The organism is Cytobacillus sp. GQ23, from assembly GCF_059758675.1.
This window is the reverse complement of record NZ_JCAXER010000024.1, coordinates 65707-84115: the sequence shown is the minus strand read 5'-3', so window position 1 is coordinate 84115 and position 18409 is coordinate 65707. Positions and strand designations below refer to the sequence as shown.

At 41.2% G+C, this 18409-nt stretch carries 21 protein-coding genes and 2 riboswitches; of the genes, 14 read left to right on the top strand and 7 right to left on the bottom strand.

Annotated elements, in window-relative coordinates:
- Window positions 1-40 precede the first annotated feature (40 nt).
- Window positions 41-169 carry a hypothetical protein gene (locus AC6CHU_RS19295; protein ID WP_268891676.1) on the bottom strand — a complete coding sequence of 43 codons (129 nt, stop codon included), beginning with the start codon at window positions 167-169 and terminating at the stop codon, window positions 41-43.
- A 150-nt stretch (window positions 170-319) separates the two neighbouring features.
- A riboswitch (PreQ1 riboswitch) is annotated at window positions 320-362 on the top strand.
- Between the two features lie 52 nt (window positions 363-414).
- Here AC6CHU_RS19295 and queC point away from each other — a divergent pair.
- The 8 genes from queC (at window position 415) to AC6CHU_RS19255 (ending at window position 6942) form a co-directional block, all read left to right on the top strand.
- The gene (queC, locus tag AC6CHU_RS19290; protein WP_159868192.1) at window positions 415-1074 is read left to right on the top strand and encodes a 7-cyano-7-deazaguanine synthase QueC; all 660 of its coding nucleotides are present in this window, start codon (window positions 415-417) and stop codon (window positions 1072-1074) included.
- A gap of 3 nt (window positions 1075-1077) precedes the next feature.
- Window positions 1078-1554 (top strand): 6-carboxytetrahydropterin synthase QueD, encoded by a 477-nt coding sequence (gene queD / locus AC6CHU_RS19285; protein ID WP_159868195.1) that lies wholly within the window; start codon window positions 1078-1080, stop codon window positions 1552-1554.
- On the top strand, window positions 1547-2278 hold the full coding sequence (gene queE / locus AC6CHU_RS19280) for a 7-carboxy-7-deazaguanine synthase QueE (protein WP_159868198.1): 732 nt from the start codon (window positions 1547-1549) through the stop codon (window positions 2276-2278). The genes queD and queE overlap by 8 nt, the downstream gene beginning before the upstream one ends.
- 149 nt (window positions 2279-2427) lie before the next feature.
- The gene (locus AC6CHU_RS19275; protein WP_159868201.1) at window positions 2428-3534 is read left to right on the top strand and encodes an ABC transporter ATP-binding protein; all 1107 of its coding nucleotides are present in this window, start codon (window positions 2428-2430) and stop codon (window positions 3532-3534) included.
- Window positions 3524-4327, top strand: a complete 804-nt coding sequence (locus tag AC6CHU_RS19270) for an ABC transporter permease (protein ID WP_498122611.1) — start codon at window positions 3524-3526, stop codon at window positions 4325-4327. Before AC6CHU_RS19275 ends, AC6CHU_RS19270 begins: the two co-directional genes overlap by 11 nt.
- The gene (locus AC6CHU_RS19265; RefSeq protein WP_251283020.1) at window positions 4327-5130 is read left to right on the top strand and encodes an ABC transporter permease; all 804 of its coding nucleotides are present in this window, start codon (window positions 4327-4329) and stop codon (window positions 5128-5130) included. Before AC6CHU_RS19270 ends, AC6CHU_RS19265 begins: the two co-directional genes overlap by 1 nt.
- The gene (locus tag AC6CHU_RS19260; RefSeq protein ID WP_159868210.1) at window positions 5127-6200 is read left to right on the top strand and encodes an ABC transporter substrate-binding protein; all 1074 of its coding nucleotides are present in this window, start codon (window positions 5127-5129) and stop codon (window positions 6198-6200) included. The genes AC6CHU_RS19265 and AC6CHU_RS19260 overlap by 4 nt, the downstream gene beginning before the upstream one ends.
- Window positions 6201-6789: 589 nt before the next feature.
- Complete coding sequence (locus AC6CHU_RS19255; protein WP_159868213.1) at window positions 6790-6942, top strand: lmo0937 family membrane protein; 153 nt, start codon at window positions 6790-6792, stop codon at window positions 6940-6942.
- A gap of 62 nt (window positions 6943-7004) precedes the next feature.
- Here the strand turns inward: AC6CHU_RS19255 and AC6CHU_RS19250 are convergent, their stop codons facing one another.
- Window positions 7005-8318, bottom strand: a complete 1314-nt coding sequence (locus AC6CHU_RS19250; protein WP_498122610.1) for an ATP-binding protein — start codon at window positions 8316-8318, stop codon at window positions 7005-7007.
- Between the two features lie 173 nt (window positions 8319-8491).
- The gene (locus AC6CHU_RS19245) at window positions 8492-10222 is read right to left on the bottom strand and encodes an AAA family ATPase (RefSeq protein WP_251283023.1); all 1731 of its coding nucleotides are present in this window, start codon (window positions 10220-10222) and stop codon (window positions 8492-8494) included.
- 289 nt (window positions 10223-10511) lie between these two features.
- On the opposite strand from AC6CHU_RS19245, the gene AC6CHU_RS19240 reads away from it, so the two are divergent.
- The 6 genes from AC6CHU_RS19240 to AC6CHU_RS19215 all read left to right on the top strand — a co-directional run bounded on the left by AC6CHU_RS19240 (window position 10512) and on the right by AC6CHU_RS19215 (window position 14317).
- Window positions 10512-11852, top strand: a complete 1341-nt coding sequence (locus AC6CHU_RS19240) for an MATE family efflux transporter (protein ID WP_498122609.1) — start codon at window positions 10512-10514, stop codon at window positions 11850-11852.
- A 52-nt stretch (window positions 11853-11904) separates the two neighbouring features.
- Window positions 11905-12007: riboswitch (TPP riboswitch) on the top strand.
- A gap of 65 nt (window positions 12008-12072) precedes the next feature.
- On the top strand, window positions 12073-12672 hold the full coding sequence (gene thiT, locus AC6CHU_RS19235) for an energy-coupled thiamine transporter ThiT (protein ID WP_159868219.1): 600 nt from the start codon (window positions 12073-12075) through the stop codon (window positions 12670-12672).
- A gap of 179 nt (window positions 12673-12851) precedes the next feature.
- Window positions 12852-13226, top strand: a complete 375-nt coding sequence (locus AC6CHU_RS19230; protein ID WP_311315882.1) for a nucleotidyltransferase domain-containing protein — start codon at window positions 12852-12854, stop codon at window positions 13224-13226.
- Window positions 13223-13564, top strand: a complete 342-nt coding sequence (locus AC6CHU_RS19225; protein WP_498122608.1) for a nucleotidyltransferase — start codon at window positions 13223-13225, stop codon at window positions 13562-13564. Before AC6CHU_RS19230 ends, AC6CHU_RS19225 begins: the two co-directional genes overlap by 4 nt.
- Window positions 13565-13685: 121 nt before the next feature.
- Window positions 13686-13955, top strand: a complete 270-nt coding sequence (locus AC6CHU_RS19220; protein ID WP_159868225.1) for a hypothetical protein — start codon at window positions 13686-13688, stop codon at window positions 13953-13955.
- A 122-nt stretch (window positions 13956-14077) separates the two neighbouring features.
- Window positions 14078-14317: a hypothetical protein gene (locus AC6CHU_RS19215; protein ID WP_159868228.1), complete on the top strand. Its 240-nt coding sequence runs from the start codon at window positions 14078-14080 to the stop codon at window positions 14315-14317.
- A 100-nt stretch (window positions 14318-14417) separates the two neighbouring features.
- On the opposite strand, the gene qoxD is transcribed toward AC6CHU_RS19215, so the two are convergent.
- From qoxD to qoxA, 4 genes are read right to left on the bottom strand one after another with little or no spacing between them, the layout of a single operon-like run.
- On the bottom strand, window positions 14418-14723 hold the full coding sequence (gene qoxD / locus AC6CHU_RS19210) for a cytochrome aa3 quinol oxidase subunit IV (protein ID WP_159868231.1): 306 nt from the start codon (window positions 14721-14723) through the stop codon (window positions 14418-14420).
- The gene (gene qoxC / locus AC6CHU_RS19205; RefSeq protein ID WP_076262280.1) at window positions 14724-15329 is read right to left on the bottom strand and encodes a cytochrome aa3 quinol oxidase subunit III; all 606 of its coding nucleotides are present in this window, start codon (window positions 15327-15329) and stop codon (window positions 14724-14726) included.
- A complete protein-coding gene (gene qoxB / locus AC6CHU_RS19200) occupies window positions 15319-17295 on the bottom strand; it encodes a cytochrome aa3 quinol oxidase subunit I (protein WP_159868234.1) in 1977 nt (658 codons plus the stop codon). Before qoxB ends, qoxC begins: the two co-directional genes overlap by 11 nt.
- Entirely contained in the window at window positions 17285-18277 is a 993-nt protein-coding gene (gene qoxA, locus AC6CHU_RS19195; RefSeq protein ID WP_159868237.1) for a cytochrome aa3 quinol oxidase subunit II, read from the bottom strand. The genes qoxB and qoxA overlap by 11 nt, the downstream gene beginning before the upstream one ends.
- Window positions 18278-18409 lie beyond the last annotated feature (132 nt).

Sequence of the window (18409 nt, the reverse complement as noted above, 5' to 3'; positions counted from 1 at the left end):
AGGTGCAGGCAATAGCTGCACCTTTTTTTACAGGTTCCGATTATTGCAGCAATCCCAAACGCATAAGAGTGGACCTGTCCTGAATATGGATCCCTGAAGTCCTTCTTGCAAATGTCCCTTTTTTCGCAATGCCAAAGGAATAGCGTGATGACGATGTAAATCTGATCATGCTTCAATCCCTCCTTATGAAATGGCGATGCATTATTACTTTTCCACGATTTTGAATAATAAAACTTTTTGTTTGAACACAAGTAATACCTTCTAAAACCTTGAAAAAGATGATAATATAAACTGATAGTTCAATAGAAAATCCGTGTAAACGGTAGAGGTTCTAGCTACCCTCTTTAAAAAACTAAGGAAAACAGGTCTGCTTTCTTAGTGGTCCTGTTTTTCTATTTAAAGGAGAATTTTAATATGAAAAATGATAAAGCACTCGTTGTATTCAGCGGCGGACAAGATAGTACTACCTGCTTATTCTGGGCAAAAGAACGTTTTGCCGAGGTGGAAGCAGTTACTTTTAATTATAATCAGCGGCACAAGCTTGAAATTGATTGTGCCCGCCAAATAGCAGAAGATTTGGGAATCAGGCATCATATCCTTGATATGTCCTTATTGAATCAGCTTGCACCAAACGCTCTGACCCGTGATGACATAGAAGTAAAGGATGGAGAGGAAGGCGGGCTTCCATCGACATTTGTGCCTGGAAGAAACCTTTTATTCATGTCCTTTGCCGGTGTGCTTGCCAGTCAGATCGATGCCAAGCATATTGTTACCGGGGTGTGTGAGACAGATTTCAGCGGCTACCCTGATTGCAGAGATATTTTTATCAAATCACTGAATGTCACACTGAATCTCTCGATGGATGGGCAGTTTGTGATTCATACACCTTTAATGTGGCTCAATAAAGCGGAGACATGGAAATTGGCAGATGACTTGGATGCTCTTGATTATGTGCGCAACAGCACACTGACATGCTATAACGGCATTCCTGCCGATGGCTGCGGTGAGTGTCCTGCCTGCCATTTAAGACAAAAGGGCCTTGAAGAATACCTCAGCGAAAAGGGGGGGCTTTAAGCCATGTATGGATTTAGGATTGTTGATAAACTCCAGAAGATTAATGAAGACATTAAACCGGATCAGCTGAAATACCATCACAAGCGTGTAATGGTCAGCAAGGAATTCACGTTTGATTCAGCCCATCATCTGCATTGCTATGAAGGTAAGTGCAAAAACCTGCATGGACACACCTATAAGGTGATTTTCGGCTTAAGCGGGTTTGTGGATAACAGAGGGTTAATGATCGATTTCGGGGATATAAAAGAAATCTGGAAAAAAGAGATTGAGATTTTTCTCGATCACAAGTACCTGAATGAAACGCTGCCACCTATGAATACGACAGCCGAGAATATGGTTGTGTGGATTTATGAAAAAATGGCGGAAAGCCTGCAAAACAGAAAAGAGCAATATGACGGGGCCAGAGTAGAATTTGTGCGCCTTTTTGAAACTCCTACAAGCTATGCGGAAGCCAGAAGGGAGTGGATGGAGGTTGAGTAAGATACCAGTACTGGAAATATTTGGTCCGACCATTCAGGGTGAAGGCATGGTCATCGGCCAAAAGACTATGTTTGTCCGCACTGCAGGCTGTGATTATTCCTGCAGCTGGTGTGATTCCTCTTTTACCTGGGATGGAAGTGCGAAAGACAGCATCCGTCAAATGGACCCGGATGAAATTTGGAAAGAGCTTAAAGAACTGGGAGGAGACGGGTTTTCATTCGTAACCATTTCAGGCGGCAATCCCGCTCTTCTTAAAAATTTGGGTAAGTTCATTTCTCTTCTTAAAGCTGAACAAATTAAGCTCTGCCTGGAAACACAGGGAAGCCGCTGGCAGGATTGGTTTTATGATATTGATGAACTCACACTCTCCCCAAAGCCGCCAAGTTCAGGCATGAATACGGACTTCGATGTGCTCGATCTGATCGTGAACAAACTGCAGGGCAGCAGAAGGGAAGAACAGCAGTTTTCACTTAAGATTGTTGTTTTTAATGATGAGGATTATGAATATGCCAAAAATGTTTATCAGCGCTATCCAGGAGTTCCGTTTTATCTGCAGGTGGGAAATGATGACACCGTAACAGCAGACGACCGGAATTTACTGCAAAGACTGCTTGATAAATATGATTGGCTTATCGAAAAAACGATTCAGGACAATGAGCTGAAAGATGTTAAAGTGCTTCCGCAGCTGCATACCTATGTATGGGGGAATAAGCGGGGAGTATAGCATCCGAAAATCCCGCATTCAAGGTGCGGGGTTATTTTTGTTTTTGAATTTTGTAACAGATTATTGGAAATCTATGATATTATACGTTTGAACTTGACAATACATATTTCACATATTTCCTGTAAATTTCTATAGATAGGGAGAGTTAGATGACAGATAACACCATTATCCGATTTAAATCGGTGACAAAAAAATATGATAATGACCCGCCTGTATTAAAAAATGTCAGCTTTGAAATTGAGCGCGGAAAGTTTTATACCCTTTTAGGTCCATCGGGCTGCGGAAAAACGACGATATTGCGGCTGATTGCCGGCTTTACTGAACCTTCTGAAGGGGATATCTATTTTAGTGGAAAAGTCATTAATCATGTTCCCGCAAACAAACGGCAAGTAAATACTGTTTTTCAGGATTATGCCCTGTTTCCTCATTTGAATGTATTTGAAAACATTGCATTTGGCCTAAAAATAAAAAAATTAAAGAAAACGGAGATCGAAAGGAAAGTAAAAGAAGCGCTAAGGTTTGTAAACCTTGAAGGATACGAAAACCGGGAAATTAAAGATATGTCAGGCGGGCAGCGCCAGCGTGTTGCCATCGCGAGAGCCATTGTCAATGAGCCTGAGGTCATTCTCCTGGATGAACCATTATCCGCACTTGACCTGAAGCTGCGCACCGAAATGCAGTATGAGCTAAGGGAGCTGCAGCGAAATCTTGGCATTACGTTTATTTTTGTCACACATGATCAGGAAGAAGCATTGGCCATGTCAGACGAAATTTTCGTGATTAACAGCGGAAGGATTGAGCAGAGTGGAACGCCTACTGATATTTATGATGAACCGATTAACCGCTTTGTAGCTGATTTTATCGGGGAATCCAATATTGTTGCAGGTACGATGATCAAGGATTATGAAGTTCGGTTTGCCGGGAAGTTATTTGAATGTGTTGACGGAGGCTTTGAGCCGAATGAAGAGGTTGAGATTGTGATCCGCCCGGAAGATCTCGCTATTACAGCCCCTGATGATGGGAAGCTGAAGGTTAAAGTTGACTCCCAGCTATTTAGGGGTGTCCATTATGAGATCAGCTGCTATGATAGCGACGGCAATGAGTGGCTCGTCCATTCAACTAAAAAGGCGACTGTCGGGGATGATATTGGCCTCCACTTCGACCCTGAAGCAATTCATGTCATGAGGCACGGGGAGACCGAAGAAGAATTTGATAAGCGCCTGGAAGCCTATGAAGAGGGAAGCCATGAGAACTAATTCCCGCAATTTTTATTTAATTCCTTATGTTCTTTGGATTGTGCTATTTGTTGTCACGCCTTTGCTGCTTGTCCTGTATTATTCGTTCTTTGATATTGAAGGGCACTTCACAATGGAGAATTATCGGAAGTTCTTTACGCCTGTTTATTTAAAAATGTCTCTAAGCTCCTTTTGGTATGCCTTTTTAATTACGTTATTTTCATTGCTGATCGCATATCCGACAGCGTATTTTCTTACGAAAACGAAGCATAAGCAGCTGTGGCTATTATTGATCATCCTGCCATCCTGGATTAATCTGCTTTTGAAGGCTTATGCTTTCCTTGGCATTTTCGGTACATATGGCGCTGCGAACAGCTTTCTGGAAGTGATGGGAATCGGCGGCAGACAGATTCTGTTTACTGATTTCAGTTTTATCTTTGTGTCGGTCTATATCTTTCTTCCTTTTATGATATTGCCGATATTTAATTCCTTAGATGAGCTGAATCCAACGCTTTTGGATGCTTCCAATGATTTGGGCGGTTCTTCCTGGGTAACATTCAAGCGTGTTATTTTTCCTTTGACACTGGATGGCGTGAAAGCAGGATGCCAGATTGTCTTTATCCCGGCATTATCATTATTCATGCTGACAAGACTGATTGCAGGGAACCGTGTCATTACACTTGGAACTGCGATTGAGCAGCATTTCCTTGTAACACAGGACTGGGGAATGGGCTCTACCATTGCCGTCTTCCTGATTATCGCCATGGTACTGATTATGGTGCTGACAGGCAGAAGAAAGCGGGGGATCCTATAATGAAAAAGAACAGGAAATGGCCGGCGTTTTATTTGGCTCTTATCTTTGTCATTCTATACGCCCCGATCTTTTATTTGATCTTTTATTCTTTTAACAGCGGAGGGACTATGTATCAGTTCGAAGGATTTACTTTGGATTGGTACCGGGAGCTGTTTAGTGATACACGATTGCTCATCATTGTTTTGAACACGGTTATTATTGCCCTTTTATCAGCAGCCATATCAACGATTGTTGGAGTCGCTGGGGCACTTGCCATTGCTTATGCACGAAAACGCAGAGTGAAAAACACGCTGCTCTCATTAAATAATGTGCTGATTGTCAGTCCGGATGTTATTATCGGTGCGTCGTTTTTAATTCTTTTTACGATGATCGGACTTAAGCTTGGCTTTATCTCTGTTTTACTGGCACACATCGCCTTTAGTGTTCCGATCGTTGTCCTGATGGTTTTGCCTAAAATTGAAGAGATGAGCACATCCATGATATATGCAGCCATGGATCTTGGGGCCAGCAGATTGGATGTACTGACAAAGGTCATTCTCCCTTATATCACTCCAGGGATATTCGCCGGCTTTTTTATGGCCCTGACCTATTCTCTCGATGATTTTGCCGTCACTTTCTTTGTTACAGGCAATGGCTTTACCACTTTGTCTGTTGAGATTTATTCTCTGGCAAGAAGGGGAGTTTCACTGAATATCAACGCTTTATCCGCCTTGCTATTCCTATTTACCATCATCCTGGTTACAGGCTATTACTTTATTACAAAGCGAAATGAGAAGCCGAATGGAATGGGGGTAAGGCAATGAAAAAGCTTATTCAGGCACTAGCGGCCGTATTAATCGTTTCAATCGCATTGCTGTACTTCGTTTCCAGTCTGAATTCCTCCCAGGGCTATACAAGCGGCAATACGCTGACCATTTTTAATTGGGGCGATTACATTGATGCAGACCTGGTGGATAAGTTCGAACAGGAAACAGGCATTAAAGTCATCTATGAAACCTTCGATTCCAATGAAGCGATGATGACGAAAATTGAACAGGGCGGCACAGCTTATGACATTGCTGTTCCTTCAGAATATGCTATTGAAAAAATGAAGGAAGAAGATCTGCTATTGCCGGTGGATCATACGAAAATTCCAAACCTGAAATATATTGATCCCCGTTTCATGGACCTGCCTTTTGATCCTAAGAATGAGTATTCGATTCCCTATTTCTGGGGCACAGTCGGCATTCTTTATAACACCGATATATTAGGTGATAAAAAAATCACGAGCTGGAATGATTTATGGGACCCTGAATTAGAAAACCAGATTCTGCTGATTGATGGGGCACGAGAGGTAATGGGCATGGGGCTAAATAGTCTGCATTATTCTCTTAATGACAAAAATAAAGACCATTTAGTCGAGGCGAAAGAAAAGCTCGATCGTCTTACACCTAACATTAAAGCCATTGTTGGAGATGAAATCAGAATGCTGATGGAAAATGATGAAGCCGGAATTGGCGTAGTCTGGTCCGGTACAGCACAGGAGCTCATGTGGGAGAAGGATAATCTCGAATATGTTGTTCCGGAAGAAGGCTCCAATCTGTGGTTTGATAATATGGTCATCCCTAAGACTGCGAGAAACCCGGAAGCCGCACATAAGTTCATGAATTTCATCCTTGACCCGGAAAATGCGGCACAAAATACAGAATATGTTGGATATTCAACGCCAAATAAAGAGGCGCTGAAATATATGGATAAAGAAACCATTTCTGATGAACGTTTTTATCCTGATGAAGAAATGACAGCCCGTCTGGAGGTTTATGAAAACCTGGGAAAAAGAATGCTCGCTTATTATAATGAGCTTTTCCTTGAGTTTAAAATGCATAAAAAATAAAGTGAAACCTCGGGTCATCGGGGGTTTACTGACCGTTAGACTGCCAGGATATGCTCCTGGCATTTTTTTCATTGGAGTAAATTTAGGATACAGTATGGACGATGAGCCATAAATTAAAAGCTGCAATACCTATGCGGCTTGCAGCTTAAATGGTGTGTGTGAAAGTGGTCTAGTAGTGGTATAGGTGCCTGTCACCTATACAGGAGGCCGCCCACATTCCGGTCTGGTTAGTCCCGCAACGAAGCGATGTTAGAAGAGGTGGGCGGCCGTGAATATAGTATATGCAATGATCGAAAAATGGATGCAAACAAATAGTGCTTGAATTACGGAAGGCTTTGTTGAATTTTATTTTGCTTTTGCAGAATGGGTGTCCTGAACGTTTTTAACTGCCAGTTCATGGTTGAATGGGCATTCCACTTTATTAAAAGAGAGCCCGGAAGAAGTGCGGCATAATAAAATACTTCCTGAATAAAAATAGGGATCCCTTGCAAAACCTAACATTGTAACGGCGATAAAAAGTACGGCAATGTTTTTTCTTTTTACATTAAGGGTATTTATATTGTAAAAACGACAGGAAGGAAGGAAAGGCATGCTTTGGACTATTGCAGGTATTCTGCTTGTATTATGGATTCTGGGATTAATGTTTAAAATTGCAGGAGGCATCATTCATATACTGCTGGTAATCGCAGCGATTATCATTGTAGTAAACTTTATAAGAGGCCGTGCATCCGGCAGGGGATAAATGAAAAAAGCCTTCATTTTTATGGAGGCTTTTTTCATTGGTTTATTATTAAGTTTTGGGGTTTAGTTTTCCTTTATATGCTGTCTTTCAGTTCCGTTATGGAATGAAGGGCTCAGAACCTCTTCAGAAGAGTAAAATAAAGGAAGGGAAATCGTAAAGGTTGTTCCTTTGCCCGGTGTACTATCGATTAAATATTTTCCTTTCAATCGATTGATAATATCAAACGTTATCATCAGCCCTAAGCCAGTTCCTTTTGTTTTTGTCGAATAATAGGGCTGTCCGAGCATTTGAAGTGTTTCATTAGACATTCCGACACCTTCATCTTTAATTTGTATATCTGCAGTTGTATTTTTCTTGTAGGCTGAAATCTCCAGGATTCCTCCGCCAGGCATGGCTTCAATACTATTCTTCAATAAATTGATAAATAATTGTTTCATTTCATTTGGGTTACCAACAATATAGATGCCTTCAAAAATGCTTGCCTTTATTTCAACCTTTGTCATTAATGCATAAGGCCTCATAAAATCAGCCACTTCCAATAATAATTCTGAAAGATAAACCTTCCTTGCAGCTGCAGTATCCGGGCGTGCAAGTGAAAGAAAATCACTTATTATATGATTAGTTCTGTCAAGCTCTTCCAAAGAGACTTTAATAAACGTCTTTTGATTCGCAGTAAGATTTTTTTCATCCTTCATCATTTGCAAAAACCCTTTTACAGTGGTCATCGGATTTCTGATTTCATGGGCGACAGAAGCGGCCAGCTGACTGATTGCATTGATTTTTTCCGCATTTTTCACCTTTTGCATTATTTGTTCCTGAAGCAGATTCATTTCAACCAGATAAATGATCATGGAAAGAGTTATGATCGAAACTGCAGAAAACAATAATAAATAAACAGCGTCTTCGTTTATATCCCTTTGGAGGAAAATAACAAACCTCGTAATGGTGATGGGAAGATAGAATAATGCAGCTATACTGACTTTTTGTCCAAATGTACGGTTCTTATAAAATTTTCCCGCATAGAAAAAGAGAACGGAAATAATAGTGTAATTTATTAGCGCTATCCAGATATCTTCAGGTGAAAGGAACCCCTTTAAAGTAATTAATACAAATATTGTAAAAAATCCTGCAAACGAGCTAATATAAAAAAATGCGACAAAAATAGGAATAAATTTCAGATTAAAAAATTGGCCGCCCGTAATTTCTACTGGAAAAGTCATTGTCAGGAAAAGGGCCATTATTAAAACAGATAAAAACGGTACAGAAGTCTTCCATCGTCCACTCCACTGAGAAGAGATTTTATGAATAAAAGGAATCAGCATCATAATCAGAAAGTGAAATATCAGGTCAGCAATAAAATCATACAAAAGTACCATTCCTCCATTTTTTATCTATATTAATAATTAAACAAAAGAGAGGAAGAATCCTTTATATAAAAGCATTTATTTACTTTTGTATTCAAAATAATTGGCATCCTTAACATTACCCTAATATATTTCCGATGTCCTATTATCATAAAAAAACCGGCCCTCAGAGGACCGGTTTCACATTACGCTATGACCAATTCAGTTTTTAATTCTCCTGCAATTTCCTGTACTTCACTGCCTTCGAGTGTTTCCTTCTCAAGAAGGGCCTCTACCAGGACTTTAAATTGCGGCTGGTGATTCGCAATAATTAACTCGCATCTTTCCAATGCTTTCTGGAAAAGATCCTGCATTTTGGCTTCTTTTTGGCCTTTGTTGAAAGTAAGCTCAAATCCGTTATCAAGTAACCCCGTATCAACCATTTGCTCGATGATATGCTTCGCTTGTTTAACATCGCCGCTTACCCCAATGCTGTGTTCGCCAAGTATCATTCGTTCTGCTACCCCGCCAGCGAGAATCATGGCTACCTGGTCAAGAAGTTCACTTGTTGTTGATAAATGAAGTTCTTTTTGAATAGGAGCTACATACCCAAGTGCTTCGCCACGCGGAATGATGGTTGCTTTCCGGACGGAACCCGGTTTTGTTAAAGCAGCCACTAAAGCATGGCCAGCTTCATGAATGGCAACCCGCTGCTTCGTTCCGGCATCCTGTAAAGCCCGGGTGGTGGTTCCCAGGATAGTGCGGTCAAGCGCATAATCCAAATCTTCTTTTGAGATAATCTCCTGGCCGTTCCGGACAGCTCTGCGGCTTGCCGTTTCGAACAGGGAATGAAGATCAGCACCTGAAAAACCGGAAGTGCTTTCTGCCAGATCGCCAAGAGTTGTCATGACATCTTCAGCCAGCAGCCTATTTCGTGTATGAATATTTATGATCTCTCTCCGGCCCTTAGTATCAGGAAGAGGGACATTGAAAGAAAAGTCAATCCGTCCAGGACGAAGGAAGGCTTCGTCAAGCATATCCTTCCGGTTCGTGGCGGCAATAAATAATATTCCGTCATTGGAGTGTCCGCCGTCCAGCTGGACCAGCAGTTCAGTTAACGTTTTTTCACTTTCTTCTCCGCCATGCTGCTTTCTTCGTCCTGCAAGTGCATCTACTTCGTCAATAAAGACGACAGCAGGAGAATACTTCCTGGCATTTTGGAAAAGGTTTCTGACTCGGGATGCTCCTACACCGACAAATAATTCATTAAACCCGGAACCGCTTGTTGAGAAAAATGTGGCTCCCAATTCCTTGGCGATTGCCTGAGCCAGCAATGTTTTTCCCGTTCCGGGAGGTCCGTATAAAAGAATCCCTTTCGGAGGCTTAATGCCCATTTTTAATGAGCGCTCCGGTTCTTTTAAAATCGAAAGAGTCTGCATAATTTCCTCTTTCATTTCATCTTGAATTCCGCCTACATCTTCAAGCGAAATGGCAGGAAGGGCTTTAGGCTTGGATACACTTTGCTTCATTGTATTTGTTGCGCCCATTCCGCCTTTTCCTGACTTAAACAGGTAAATTCCTATGGCAATGAACAAAAGGACTATGCCGCCAAGTATCCAAGGTGTATAGGGCCCTGTGGCTGCGAATGTATATTGAATATTATAGGTTTCTACTAATTTATCAACCATATCACTGTTGGGAGGCACATGAGAGATGTACTCGCCATCAGGAGCTGTGATCAGCAGTTTCCCATTTTTATATTCCTGTACTGTAACAATCTTTCCATCCTGGGAGGCAATAATTTTTTCCACAGAAGAAAACGGGACTGTCACATCCTTATTTCCTGCTTGTACGGTCCAAATAACCGCCGCCAAAATCACCGTGACTACCAATGCAATAGTTATAATCGTCGAAGGCTTCTTTAAAAGTGATTTCAACCAATTCCCTCCTCATTGAACATACCTACATTATAAGAAATTAAAATTGTTAATAAAAGGGTTTAACTCTTTTTAAACATTGTAAATTATGGAAAAATAATATCCTTTATTAGAAAGTGTGCTACAACAGCGTTCAAAGGGTTAATAAATGTGAAAGATATGTGACAGGGGGGAAGTCTAGTACAAACCATTTTATTGGAAACTGAATGTGAAATAGTGAATAATAAAAGCGGATAAGCGATTTCTGTTGATAAAAATATTGAAATATATAGGGGAAAAAGGTGTTAAAATGGCTCAGCAGGACTTTACAAAAGGAAATATTTTTAAACAGCTCTTGTTGTTCTCAACTCCCATAATGCTCACTAATCTCCTGCAGGTTTCCTATCAATTTATTGATAGTCTGTGGGTTGGGAATCTGCTGGGAGCTGATGCATTGGGGGCTGTTGCAATTTCAGGCACTGTAATCTTTACAGTACTTTCATTTATCATTGGAATAAACAATGCGGCATTAACGATTCTATCCCAGCAAAAAGGCGGAGATCAGGCAGAGGGGCTTAAGCGTTATTTAAATGCCTTTACCGTCATACAGACCATTTTGTCGGTTGTTCTTGGAATAGCCGGATTCCTGCTTGCGGAAAGAATTCTGGCCTTCATGGGCACACCTGCCGTAATGGCCGGAGAGGCTGCATCGTATTTGCAGATTAACTTCATTGGTATTTTGTTTTTATTCGGGTATAACTTTATAGGAACTGTACTAAGAGCACTCGGAGACAGCAAAAGCCCCCTGTACTTTGTGCTGATAGCTGTCGTGTTAAATGCAATTCTCGATCCTCTTTTTATATCAGTATTTCAGCTTGGCATTGATGGGGCCGCCTATGCAACCATCCTTTCACAGGGAGTCGCCTTTATGATCGGCATGATATTCATACTCCGCAAAAAGCTGGCGCCTTTTACAATTCCATCTTGGCCTTACAAAGAGGAGGCCGTGCTGATCTTCAAGCTTGGCATTCCTTCAGGACTCCAAATGACTGTCATATCGGCTGGCGTTATGGCTATTATGTCTGTCGTTACTTCTTTTGGGAGTGACGTCGTTGCAGGGTTTGGTGCAGCACAGCGGATCGACAGTATCATAATGCTTCCTGCCATGGCATTGGGGACTGCAGTCAATAGTATGGCTGGTCAAAATATAGGAGGAAATCGATGGGAACGGGTACATCAAATAGCGTTGTACGGAGTCCTCTACAATCTTGCCATCATGTTTATCATTGCTTTGGGGACGTTCCTATTTGCAGAGTATGGGGTGCACCTGTTTATACAGGATAAAGAATCAGTACACTATGGCACTGAATATTTGAAAATCATTGCTTTTTTCTATCCTCTCCTGGGCATTAATTTTGTATTGAATGGTGTGGTAAGAGCCTCAGGCGCCATGTTTCAAGTTCTTATCCTCAATATCATTTCATTCTGGATCCTCCGATATCCTTTAACTTATCTATTTTCAAAGTATATAGGGGATAAGGGAATTGCAGCAGGAATGGGGATCAGTTTTGGCATTAGCAGTGTTATTGCCTTTATGTATTATCGAAAAGGCAAGTGGGATAAACAAAATATTTTTGGAGAGGAGGAGTAATTTCTTTTCACCATTAATTCTTTCATATATACTAAAAGCGAATAATTCAATAACGTGCCACAAGGGGAGCATATCGCTGAGAGTGAACAGCCCGCTGTTCTGACCCTTTGAACCTGTTAGTTAATGCTAGCGCAGGAATGTGGAATAAAAGGCAGTTGCACTATTCTGTCTGCTTATTCTCCCTTGGGGTATCGTCTCGAGACTAAAGGGGGATTTTTTTATGAAGAAATTAAGCTTAATCGCAATGATAGAGGCTTCATTTTTTGCAGCATTCGCTATCATTCTTGATCTTCTGCCATCCATCAAGCTGTCGCCATCCATTTCTATATCTGTGGCGATGATTCCGATTTTTATTCTGGCCTTTAGAAGAGGATTTAAAGTCAGCTTTATTGCAGGACTCTTATGGGGGATACTGCAGATCGCCATGGGAGATGCCTGGATTGCCACTCCGCTTCAGGCATTTATTGAGTATTTTGTTGCATTTGCTTGTATCGGTTTTGCCGGCTTGTTTTATCGTGTTATTCAAAATCAGCTGCGCACCGGCAGCAGGAAGAAAGCGCTTGGCTGGGTAGTCGTGGCAGTATTTATCGGAAGCTTCGCCCGGTATTTCTGGCATTTTATAGCAGGTGTTCTTTTCTTCGGAAGCTATGCGCCAAAAGGGATGTCGCCGGTTCTTTTTTCCTTCCTGGCTAACGGGGCTACCATGCTTGGAGCGGCCATTCTCTGCTCAATCGCGGCCGTGTTCATTATTTCGTCGGCACCAAGATTAATTATTCAAAAATCGGATGAAGGCCTTCAATCTCACAAAAGTGCCTCCTGATAACTCCTTTGATATATTTCCACGAATTCGATAAGAGCTTTATTCAGCAGACTAATTTACATAGTGATTGGTCTGCTTTTTTATTGTCAAATGGATTAAACTTTCCAATTCAAGATATTTGGAAAATTCATGTAATATTATAGTTTGTGAGTGAGATTCTTTATAAGGGAGTAAATAAAATGAAAAAAAGACCTGAACCAATAGAAGCTGCCGTCCAATTTGTTGAAAGACATTTTCCAAATTGTCAGGGAGCTTTATTGGCTGGGAGTGTTGTTCGTGGACAAGCAACTGAAACATCTGATTTAGATCTTGTCATTTTTGATGATAATTTAGTTTCTTCTTATCGTGAATCGGTCATTGAGTTTGGCTGGAATATTGAACTATTTGTACATAATTTAACGTCTTATCGTTTCTTTTTTGAAAGTGATTGTAAAGAAGCAAAACCTTCTATGCCAAGAATGGTTAGTGAAGGGAAGATACTAAAAGATACAGGTCTTATAGCAGGCATAAAGAAAGAAGCGAAAGAACTGCTGGAACAAGGACCAAAAGCATGATCAAAAAAACCATCGATTTGAAGAGATATTTCATCACAGATGCACTAGATGATTTAATCGGATGCCAAAACAGAGGAGAAGGAATTTTTATTGCAAGTAAACTCGGGGAGTTAGTGGGTGAGTTCATACTTCGCAGTAATCGTAAATGGATTGGATCATCTAAATGGCTTGTTCGTTCATTAGTTCACCACGACAAAGAACTTGCAGACGAATTCGTTGAAGCATTTGATTCGTTTTATAAAACAAATAACATTGAAAAGATAGTTATCCTGATTGATAAAGTGCTTGAACCCTTTGGCGGGAGGCTATTTGAAGGGTTTACTTTAGGTAAAAAGTAAATCTGATTACTATGCTGCAGAATATAATTATAATTAAATGATATTTCCAAAGTTTTTTTGATATATTAGGAAATTGCTTCTGAATAATGGGTATATTACTCAAAAAAGGGGAGTGAAGACCTTGTCCAATACTTTGCAGGGAAATATCATAACTGGCGTATTTGATGCGGAAACCAGTGCTTTTGAGATTCAAAAAGTAAAAAGCTTCAATACCCAGTCGGTCCTCAACAAACATCAATGTGAAACTCTGTATAATTATCTTACCCTTCATGAAGAAGATGAGGGAGGGCAAATAATTACACTTTACGATCAAATGCCGCTTATGCTGACCCGTCAGGAAATTTGCAGTCTAAAGGAAGATTTGGAGAACATTAAAAACCTATATCAGTAGAAAAACGCTCTGCAGCCTATGCAGGGCGTTTTTTATTGAAAAATAATTTTGACAAATTCGTGACAAAAAGTTTGACAAATTTGTGAACATAGTTAGAATATTAAATAAAAGGGGATGAAAATATGACAATTCAACAGCAGCGCGTTTTGCATTTTTTCCGAAATAGTACAGCAGCAGGTATTGTAATAGGATTTATTGTTTTTATTTCAAGCTTTTTTGTAAGCGGTATCACTGGTGAGTATGTATTATCCATCGGTTTAAGTATTATGGTTTCGTCTATGCTGCTGTTCGGATTCGGGTTTTTTATCAATGTGATGGAAGAAATGACAAAGGGAAGCAAGGGAATCAGACAATACAAATAAAACCGGCCTCCAACGGGGAGACCGGTTTTTTTGTACTGTCTTGCTCCAGCGCCTGCACCCTCGAGGTAAAGGTGCTTTGGGAGGATGGGCATGTGCTGATTTAATGTGCAGCGTGTCCAGAAGTTAAGACCCAGATAGAACCCACTACAATAACAATAACCATAAATACCGCATAAATCATATTGACTAAGTTTGTCTTGCCGTCTTCACCTTCTCTTAAGTGCATGAACATGAACAGCTGCATTCCTGCCTGAACGACAGCCAGGGAGCCAATGATCCACATAATCACTTTAAAAGAGAGGTTTGTATATAAAGCAATTCCTGCTGCTGCAAAAGTCAGCACAAGAGAAACAATAAATCCAATGACATGGCTTATCGGGAAGCTTTTTGATTGATGATGTTCCATTTAAGCCACCAGTCCTTTCAGATAAACAAATGTGAAGATAAAGATCCAGACTACATCAAGGAAATGCCAGTAAAGGCCGATAATAAACGTTTTTCTTGCTGTAGTAGGGGTAAGGCCTCTTTTTAAAAGCTGGATAATAACCATAGTAGCCCAGCCAATACCCAATGTAACGTGGGCACCGTGTGTTCCAAGCAAAACGAATAAGCTCGAAAGGAACGCACTAGTTTGCATCGTTGCGCCTTCATGGGCATAATGGACAAATTCATTGATTTCCATGAACAGGAAGCCTGCGCCAAGAGCAAGGGTAATCACCAGCCAGGTGATTAGCCCTTTCAGGTTATGGCGGCGCATTTCAAAAATGGCGATGCCCATTGTAAAGCTGCTTGTTAAAAGGAGGACTGTCTGAATCATGACATCCTTGATGACAAAGATATCCTTATGTGTTGGTCCTCCAGCAAAGCGTTCATATAATACACCGTATACTCCGAACAGAGTGGCAAATAGAACGATTTCAGCGCCAAGGAAAACCCAGAAGCCGAGAATATTCATGCGGTCCTGCTCAGTCTGATATTCAAGGGGCAGGGAAGTATCCACTTTAGCTGACATGATCGTGCACCTCTCCTTCTGTTTTTCTCCACGCATTTTCAATTCGATGGATTTCATCTTTTTTAACATGGAAGCCTTCATTGTAATCGAATGAACGGATGATTAAACCGGCGAAAATGCCGATCGCAGCGACTGCTGCACCAATGTGCCATTCAAATACAAGGAGGAAGCCTGCGATGCCAAAGATGACACCCATATAAATCGGCAGCCAAGAATTGCTTGGCATATGAATCTCTTCAATTTCACTGTCATATAACGTTAAGCCTTCATTCTTTTTCTTCATGTGCCAGAATGGATCAAGGGATTTGACTTCCGGCAGTTTAGCAAAGTTATAGAATTGAACAGGCGATGCAGTAGACCATTCTAATGTTCTAGCATCCCATGGGTCGCTTGAAATATTTCTGTCTGCATAGCGGATGCTCCAGTAAATGTTGTAGCAGAATACCGCGAATCCGGCTGCCAGAACGATTGAACCAATGGCTGAAAGCATGAATAGAGGTGCAAAACCAGACTCGGCAGAGTACGTGTATGCACGTCTTACAGCTCCGTTTAAACCAAGGAAGAACATAGGCATGAATGTTACGTTAAAGCCGATTACAAACAGCCAGAAATGCCATTTGCCGATTCTTTCATTCAGCATGAAGCCGAACATTTTTGGCCACCAGTAGTAAAGACCGGCGAATACCGCAAATACTACACCCGGAATTAATACATAGTGGAAGTGGGCAACAAGGAATAATGTATTGTGATACTGGTAATCTGCTGCACCCATTGCCAGCATGACACCGGTAACCCCGCCGATAACGAAGCATGGGACAAATGCAAGTGCCCAAAGCATGGCAGAAGTAATTTTAATGCGGCCTTTCCGCATCGTAAACAGCCAGTTGAACATCTTAACTCCGGTCGGTATGGCTATTGCCATTGTCGTGATGGAGAAGAATGAGTTAACCGCAGGTCCTGATCCCATTGTATAGAAATGGTGGACCCATACAACCATACTTAGAAGCGCAATTCCAAGGATGGAAAATACCATTGACTTGTAGCCAAACAATGATTTTCTTGAGAAGGTCGCAATAACCTCTGAAAAAATCCCGAAAGCAGGAAGGGCAACAATATATACCTCTGGATGGCCCCATAGCCAGAACAGGTTAGCCCAAAGCATATCCATGCCTCCGCCGGATACCGTGAAGAAATGTGTTCCATACAGACGGTCGAATGTCATCAATGCCAATGCGACTGTGAAAATAGGGAACGCAGCCACAATCAGAATTGATGTAACAAAAGTAGTCCACGTGAACATCGGCATTTTCATCAGTGTCATGCCTTTTGTTCTCATTTTCAGTATCGTAACGATAAAGTTTATACCTGTCATTAATGTACCGATACCGGCAATCTGCAGGGCGACGGCGTAAAAGTTATTGCCGATTCCCGGACTGAACTCCTTGCCTGCAAGAGGGAAGTAGGAAGTCCAGCCTGCATCAGGCGATCCTCCAATGACAAAGGAAATATTGAATAACATAGCTCCGCTGAAAAACAGCCAGAAGCTTAGAGCATTCAGCTGTGGAAAGGCAACGTCACGTGCACCAATCTGCAGCGGAATGACAACGTTCATTAATCCAATCAAGAACGGCATAGCCATGAAGAGAATCATGATAACGCCGTGTGTTGTAAAGATTTCATTATAGTGCTGGGAATTCAAAAATTCCATTTCAGGCCGCGCAGTCTGAGCTTTCATCAGCAGGCCGTCCATCCCGCCGCGGAAAAACATTAATACCGCGGAGATGATATACATAATACCTATTTTTTTATGATCAACAGTAGTCAGCCATTCTGTCCACAGATACTTCCATTTTTTCAAATAGGTAATCCCTGCCACTGCACCAATCATTGTCAGCAAAATGGCAATCTGGGAACCTAGTATAAGGGGATCTCCGGTAATAAAAAACTCATCCCATTTAATGCCCACTATGGCCACCTCCATGGTTTTCTTCACTGTCATCATGGCCGCTGTCTTTGCCATGACCTTCAATTACATTCGGGTTCTCATTTTTGTAATTATCGTCTTCTTCAAATGTCTTGCCCTGGTATCCATGGCCTCTGTAAAGTTCAGGGTTTGTATAAGCCTTAGAGTGAGGATCAGCATGATTTACCCATTCTAAATGAGTATTTGAATATGTCAGTCTTCCTAAATGAGTAGGCTTCAGCAGTCCTTCATACTCTTTCTCTGTCAATTTAGGTGCTGTATCCTTAACATCTTCAACCCATTGGTCAAAATCTTCCTGTGTTTGGGCAAGCACTTCAAATTTCATATCCGCATATCCGCGGCCGTTAAAGTTCGTGTTCTGGCCTTCGTATGATCCAGGGTTATCTGCAACAAGATACAATTCTGTTTCCATCTTCGGCATGGTGTACTTCTGTCCGCCAAGTGCAGGCACCCAAAAAGATTGCATGGTACTTGCGGAAGTCATTTTGAAGAGTACTGGCCTATCTTCGGGAATATTGACATAGTTCACTGTCTCAATGCCTTCTTCGGGATAACTGAAAATCCATTTCCAGTCAGCAGATGTAACATGTATGGTAATAGGCTCTTTTTCTTCATAGCCCTTTGGTGTTTCTTCCAGCGCATAAAGGGTTTTAACGGTCGGGATCGTTAACGCAATGACGATTAAGATCGGAATCCCGGTCCAGATAATTTCAAGGAGTGTACTCCCATGCTCCTCGGGTGGTTCATAATCCTTATTCTCAGGTTTTTCACGGTATTTCCAAACAATGTAGCCGAATAATCCAAATACGACTGCAACAACAAGAAGCATCCAGATCAGGGACCAGTTAATTAATTCAGTAATGCTTCTGGCTACAGGACCCTGCGGTTCAAAAACAACCATATTACAGCCGCTGAGCAAAAGCATCGGCAATATAGCTGTTAAAGAGAGCAGCATTTTTTTCATCTGATGTTTCATCTCCTTTAAACAAAACTATTGTTAAATAATTCACAAATAATGTGCGCAATTTCACAAAGATGTCAAAAAAATATATTGCTGGCAAAATTGCACATCCCTGAAACCTTTATTTAACTTAGT